The 6911-nt window shown below is 66.8% G+C and carries 5 protein-coding genes; 4 read left to right on the top strand and 1 reads right to left on the bottom strand.

The annotated features are described in order from the left end of the window. The 4 genes from HOV91_RS38090 to HOV91_RS38105 form a co-directional block, all read left to right on the top strand. Positions 1-969, top strand: a 969-nt coding sequence (locus HOV91_RS38090; RefSeq protein WP_217441588.1) for a phage tail tip lysozyme, incomplete at its 5' end; no start/stop codon positions are given. A 278-nt stretch (positions 970-1247) separates the two neighbouring features. Further along, complete coding sequence (locus HOV91_RS38095; RefSeq protein WP_246351567.1) at positions 1248-2471, top strand: transglycosylase SLT domain-containing protein; 1224 nt, start codon at positions 1248-1250, stop codon at positions 2469-2471. Positions 2472-2698: 227 nt separating this feature from the next. Continuing rightward, positions 2699-4990: a hypothetical protein gene (locus tag HOV91_RS38100; RefSeq protein ID WP_174190049.1), complete on the top strand. Its 2292-nt coding sequence runs from the start codon at positions 2699-2701 to the stop codon at positions 4988-4990. A 118-nt stretch (positions 4991-5108) separates the two neighbouring features. Then, complete coding sequence (locus HOV91_RS38105; RefSeq protein WP_174190050.1) at positions 5109-5993, top strand: MurR/RpiR family transcriptional regulator; 885 nt, start codon at positions 5109-5111, stop codon at positions 5991-5993. A gap of 27 nt (positions 5994-6020) precedes the next feature. Here the strand turns inward: HOV91_RS38105 and HOV91_RS38110 are convergent, their stop codons facing one another. Continuing rightward, a complete protein-coding gene (locus HOV91_RS38110) occupies positions 6021-6896 on the bottom strand; it encodes a C40 family peptidase (protein ID WP_217441589.1) in 876 nt (291 codons plus the stop codon). Positions 6897-6911: the final 15 nt, after the last annotated feature.

Raw genomic sequence — 6911 nt, forward strand, 5'->3', positions numbered from 1 at the left:
GTGTCGGGGGGTGGGTTGTCGCCGGAGGCGGTGCGGGCGTTGGAGGTGTTGGATCAGTTGGAGCGGGTGTATGGGGAGGCGGATCCGTCGGATCCGAAGGTGCGGGAGTTGCAGCAGCAGTTGGGGATTTCGCGGGGGAAGGGTGAGGGGGCGCGGTCGATTCGGGCGAGGCAGTTGTTTCAGCGGAACGCGGCGAAGGCGTTCAATAATGTGGACAATCAGTTGGTGTCGTATATGCGGGGGTTGGCGGGGTCGAACAAGGTTGATAAGAAGGCGATTGTTCGGTTGGTGCGTGAGGTGAATGTGGCGTTGGCGGAGTTGGGGCCGCAGGCGTATACGAAGGCCGGGCAGCAGAAGGTTCATCAGATTTTGACCGCGGCGTTGCAGAAGGCGCATGCGATCGTGTCGGGTGGGCAGGCGAAGTCGAGTGATATCGCTGGTGCGATCAATCGGTTGACGAAGCAGTATTTGTACAATATCGCGGGCAAGAACTACACCCCACCGACCGGATCCAGCGGGAAAGCGGACAACATCCCCGGCGGGTCGAATCCCCAGCCGGCCGACATCTACCGGTACCTCATCTCGAAATACGGCCTCACCCCTGCGCAGGCGGCGGGGATCGTGGGCAACATGAAGGTCGAGTCGGGTTTCAACACCGGCGCCTACAACCCGCGCGAAGGCGCCATCGGCCTGTGCCAGTGGTTGGGTGGGCGACGACAGAATCTGGAGCGTTACGCCGCGGCTCAGGGAAAACCGGTCACCGACTGGAAGACCCAAGTCGATTTCATGATGTACGAATTGCGCACCAATGAATCCGCGGCGTACGGATATCTCCGGGGCGCGCAAACGCCCGCTGCCGCGGCGGCGGTCTTCGATCAGTATTACGAAAGAAGCTCCGGTGCGGCTCGAGGGCAGCGCATCGCTTACGCCAACAGCATCGCAGCCGCTATGCGCAACGTCGCCGTGTAGCCGGTCGAGGCGAACGCATGGTCGAAGTGGCGCAGGCCGTATGCCCGTCTCCGGGAACAATGTCGGCGAGAATGGCGCGGGGACTGGGCTAAGCTCCGGATACGCTGCCGGGCGAGTCTCGGCACGACGGTCCTCCCGTGAGGCGCGCGCACAGCGGGACAGGTGACATGGGCCAGCGAATCGACGGAGGTTGCCACACCGATGTCAGGAGCCGCGAACACCTGCCGCACGATCGTCCGTGCCGTCGACGGTAGTGGCCACGCCGGTATGGAGTACTGATGGCGCCGACGAACCGGACCCCGCTCGAACCGGAATCCGACGAGACCGGTGGCGCACGCGATGCCCGTGCGACCACCACGTCCTCGCCGCGTCGTCCGGTCAAGTCGACGGGGCGGGGAGGGACCGCTCCGGCGGCGCCACCGCGCAGCGGCGCGCCCGCGTCGGTCGCGCCCGCGGCTCCGGCGGCACAGGCGAGCAGCCGAACCCAACCCGCGGTCGCCGAGTCGCCCTCGGCCGCAGGGGGACCGGCCTCGGCGGCGGGGCGCTCCGACGCGCTCGCCGCGGCAGGCGCGTCCGCGCCGATGGCGGCTGCCGCAATGGGCGCGCTCGCGGCGATCGCGGCCCAGTACGGTGACGGAGCGCCCACCGCGACCACGGGGCAGTCGTACGCGCCGCCCGACATCTCGGCGGGGCGGCCGAGCGGACCCGTCGCGTGGGACGGGGCGCTCGGTTCGCAGTACGCGACCGGCAACCAGAACCGGGCGCGCCACGGTGACGCGACACAGTCGATGAACGCCGAGCTCGAACGCATCCTCGGCGGCGCGGTGGACGGCACCACGCAGGGACGAGCCGCCATCGGGGCGATCATCGCCGAGGTGAACACGGCGCTGACCGCGCTGGGCACCATCCAGGACGCCGCCGCGAGCAGGCAGTTGGTCATCTCCACCCTGGACAGCGCGCTACAGCGCGCCGGAACCGTCCTCGGCCAGGGGCAGGCCTCCGCGGTGCTCACCGCGGATCGGGTTGCCGCGCTGGCCGATCACTACCTGCGGGAATCGCGTCCCGCCCGGCCGCGCAGGCCGCGGGGCGCGACGCACCCCGGCATGCGCGGTCCCAGCGGTGGCCCCCCGCGCACGCGTCCTTCGGGACAGCAGGGGCAGTGGATCAACGAGGCGCTGCAAGTATTGCGGCAGCACGGCTACGACACGCGCCAGATCGATCCGGCCGACATCGCGGCGATCATCCAGCACGAGTCCGGTGGCAACCCGAACGCGATCAATCTCTGGGACAGCAACGCCGCGGCCGGAATTCCGTCCAAAGGCCTGATGCAGACCATCGATCCCACGTTCAACGCGTATTCGGTTCCGGGGCATCGTGATATCTGGAATCCGGTGGACAACATCGTCGCCGGTGTGCGGTACGCCATCGAGCGTTACGGGTCGGTGAGCAACGTGCCGGGCATCGTGCAGATGCGCGGCGGCGGCTCGTACGTGGGGTATTGACGCCGGTCGCGATCGTGGGTCCTCCTGTGGTGCAGACGCACGGGGAGCGAGCCCGCTTTCGAGTTCCGCAGCCGAATCCGCATCGGTCATTTGTTCAATTCAATTGCGGCAGAGTGAAACTCGGGTGCTGAAGTTCTTTTCTGCCCGCACCCGGTTGATACCGGAAGATGTCCGGAAGGTGAACACATGGTTGCGCTAAAGGGTTGCTGTGCAACAAGAGTTGCGCCATGCTGGAGCGCATGGTCGCGCGTTCCTCTCTGAGCCGGTCGGCACAACCGGAACGCGAATCGGACGACCCGGAGGGCTGCTGTCCGGGTGGCGTCGCATCCCGGGTGCGTGCCCGGCTCGGTGCTCGGTTCCAGTGGCGCATGGTCGCGTGGTTGCTATCGATCCTGTTCGTGCTGCTCGTCTTTCCCGGTCTGCTCGGCGCGGTCGCTGTCGCGCAGAGCCAGGCCGCCTCGGCGGGCACGTCCCAGATCGATGGCCTCAGCTGGATGAACATTCGCGACTCGTCGGGGGTCTCGCTGTCCAGCTACACCTTTGCCACTGATCGGGGCGGCCCCTTGAATCCGGGCGCGACCATCCTGTGGGCGATCCTCGGGCTGGAGTTCATCGGTTACCTGGCGATCGTGACCTCGGCGATCTGGCTGATCGGCTACGCGCTGAGCTTCCGCTGGATGGATTGGTTCGCCGCGGCGCTGCGGGGCGTTGCCGATGCGCTGACCGGTCAGATCGCGACGCCGATCATGCTGGTGACGGCGGTGGCCATCGGCGCGTTCTTCGTCGGCTGGTTCATCGTGCGCGGTTACCACGCCAAGGCGGCGGTGCAGGTGGTGACGATGGTCGCGGTCGCGGTTCTCGGGCCGGTGTTCCTGGCCGCGCCACTCTCCGAGGTGTTGTCCTCACACGGCTTGCTGGCACAGGGTCGCGATCTGGGGATCGCGGTGGCCGCGGGGTTGAACGGGAACGAGAGTCCGAATCCGTCCCAGTTGATCCCGGCCATGCAGGAGACGCTCGCGGACAATTTCGCACGGCGTCCGGTGCAGGTGTGGAACTTCGGGCATGTGGTGGACGAGAGTCCGTCGTGCCGCGCCGCGTGGTCGGCGGGCATCCGGTCCGGCGACGACGATCGCGTGCGCGACGGCCTGAAAGCCTGCGGCGACGCGGCCGCGCACGCCAAGGCCAGTGATCCGAGCATGGGCCAGGTGGGCACCGGGCTGCTCCTGCTGCTGTGCGGCGGGATCCTGCTGGTGTTCGCGGCATATCTGGGCGTCAGGGTCATGAAGGCGGCGATGGACGCGATCTACCACTGTTTCATGACGATCTTCGGTTTCGCCGCCGGTGGCTTCGTTTACGGGCCGACGCAGACGTTCCTGGTCCGCAATGTGGTCGAAGGGTTCATCGCCGCCGCGCGAATGGCGGCCTACACCATCTTCCTCGGCGTCTATGTCCTGTTTCTCGGCAATCTGTTCCAGCAGGCGCGGGGGCAGGTCATGGCGGTGATCATCATCGCGGGCGCTGTCGAGATCATCGCGATCTCCCAGCTTCGCAGGCTGAATCTGAGCTTGAGCAGTGGAAACGACTGGGTGGCCGGTCGATTCGCGGCAGCCGTGCAAGGGCCGCCCCGACCCGGCGGCGGGAGTGGGGCGGGCGCGGCGCTCGGCATGGGAGCGGCGCAGGCGCGCGGCGCACTGGGGATCGTCCCGGGGATGGCCGCGCTGAACACGATCAACATGTCGCCGGTCACCGCATGGCTGGCCGCGGCCACCCCGAACCCGTTGAGCCCGCTGTCGCGTCGGAAGAAGCGCAAGGAACTCGACAGCTTCGTCATCTCGCCGATGCTGCGCCAGATGCACGAGTACACCCATTCCGCCCGTGAGAACTGGCGTTTCAAAGCGGCCGGGCGACTGCGCGGCGTGGACGGCGGCATAAGGTCCGCTCTGGGCGTGGCCAATGTGCTCGACGGCCTCGGCGACAGCAAGGTGCCGGACGCCATGATCGCGCCGACCCTGCTGGCGATGCATGCCGACGATCAACAGGTCGTCGATGCCCAACGGGCGCTGGCGGTACAGAAAGCCAGCATGTCGCAGAATCCGTTCGGCTTCGCCCCGTTGCAGAAGGCCGTCGCCGCGGCGCGCGCGGTGGAGAGCCATATCGGCATCGAGGCGCATCCGGCGTTCGCGGCGCAGGCCGTGGTCGCGGCCGACAACTTCGTGCGCCACTCCATCGCGCCGATGAACCCGGTGCCCGACAATCATCCGTTCGTGCGGCGAGTGCTGGCGGCCGTGGACGACGAACAGCAACTCAGGACGATCACCCCGGACGATTGGCGCGACGCCGGGCGAGACGTGCGCCAACACATCGGGCGGCATTTGGCCCTGGAGCATCAGGCTGCCGCGCAGAACTACTACAACGACCAGAGCGATGCCAACCGGCGGTTGCTGATGCGGTCGACCAGACGAATTTCCAATCTGGACAGTTTCGACCCGGACGCGGGACCCGACCCGTGGGATCCCTAGGCGCAGGTGTGGGCAGGCTGACAATATTCGCCGATCGGTGGTGTGAGAGAAGCCATCGCGGGCAATATCGAACGAATGGATCGGCAGTCGGCCTACAGGGCCATCCGGTAGGGCGCGCGTGGCCAGCGAGGCACCCAGCACGTTCCGGGAATTGCGTGTGTTGTTGCAGCGGCGATTTCCCGGGTTCGCCGACGGACAGCAGCGGATCGCCAGGCTGGTACTCGACGACCCGGAGGGCACCGCGTTTCGCAGCATCGGCGAAAGCGCGGTGCTGGCGCGGGTGCATCGGTCGTCGCTGGTGCGGTTCGCGACCATGCTCGGCCTGTCCGGCTATCCGGATCTGGTCCGGCTCTGTCGTCAACAGCTCGCCGCGGAAGCGCACGTGCTGCGCGAGCGTGCCGCCGAACCGACCTCACGCGAACAGTTCCTCACCGCCGTGTTAGAGCACGACACGGCCAATGTGGCACGCGCGTTCGACCGGATCGATCGGGACGACTGGGACCGCGCGGTGCATGCGGTGGCCTCGGCCGAGACGGTGCACGTGGTCGGCTTGCGGGTATCGCTGTCGGTGGCCTATCAGGTGGCCTATCTGTTGCGGGCGATCCGGCCCGGAGTTCGGCAGATCAAGGCCGCCGCCGGCCTGCTCGTCGACGAACTGGGCGACATCGGCGCGGGCGACGCGCTGGTGGCGGTATCCATTCACCGATACGCGCGGGAGACGGTGCAGGCGGTGGAGTGGGCGCGCAGGCGTGGCGCCACGACCATCGCGTTCACCGACGGTCCGTCCTCTCCGCTGGCCCGTATCGCCGATCTGACGTTCTATGCCGAGACGGGCGGTCTGACGGAACTACCCTCCCTGACCGCGCTCACCTCGGTGGCGCAGGCGCTGGCTTTCGCCGTCGAGCAGCGGCTGGGCTCCGGCCGTCGCTCGAAGCTCACTCCGGACGAGCAATTGCTGGAGGAGTTCGCCGTATACGAAGACCATCGCGCGCGAGGTATTTGATCGGCGTCGCCGCGCAGCGATCGGAGATCACGCCCAGCGCGCCGCAGCGTAACTGTCGGGCAGTTTGCGGTACTGGACGTGGCCGCCGGTGCGCGGAGCCTCGACGCACATACCGTTGCCGATGTACATGATGACGTGGCCGGGATTGTTCGCGCCCTTGAACGAGCTCGACGGGAAGATCAGATCGCCGGGCTGGATGTCCCTGGGATTCACCTTCGGCAGTTGCCGATACTGATCCGCCGCGACCCGGGGGATCCGCACACCGGCGGCGGCCGCCGCGTACTGCATCAAGCCCGAGCAGTCGAACGCGTTCGGTCCTTCCGCACCCCAGACGTACGGGTCGCCCAGTTGAGCGAGCGCCACCTGGATCGCCTTGGCGGCGGCTCCGGTCGCACCGGTGCCCGCGCTGCTTTTCGGTGGGGTGTAGTTCTTGCCCGCGATATTGTACAAATACTGCTTCGTCAACCGATTGATCGCACCAGCGATATCACTCGACTTCGCCTGCCCACCCGACACGATCGCATGCGCCTTCTGCAACGCCGCGGTCAAAATCTGATGAACCTTCTGCTGCCCGGCCTTCGTATACGCCTGCGGCCCCAACTCCGCCAACGCCACATTCACCTCACGCACCAACCGAACAATCGCCTTCTTATCAACCTTGTTCGACCCCGCCAACCCCCGCATATACGACACCAACTGATTGTCCACATTATTGAACGCCTTCGCCGCGTTCCGCTGAAACAACTGCCTCGCCCGAATCGACCGCGCCCCCTCACCCTTCCCCGGCGAAATCCCCAACTGCTGCTGCAACTCCCGCACCTTCGGATCCGACGGATCCGCCTCCCCATACACCCGCTCCAACTGATCCAACACCTCCAACGCCCGCACCGCCTCCGGCGACAACCCACCCCCCGACAC

This window comes from Nocardia barduliensis (genome assembly GCF_013315795.1).
GTDB classification, from domain to species: domain Bacteria; phylum Actinomycetota; class Actinomycetes; order Mycobacteriales; family Mycobacteriaceae; genus Nocardia; species Nocardia barduliensis.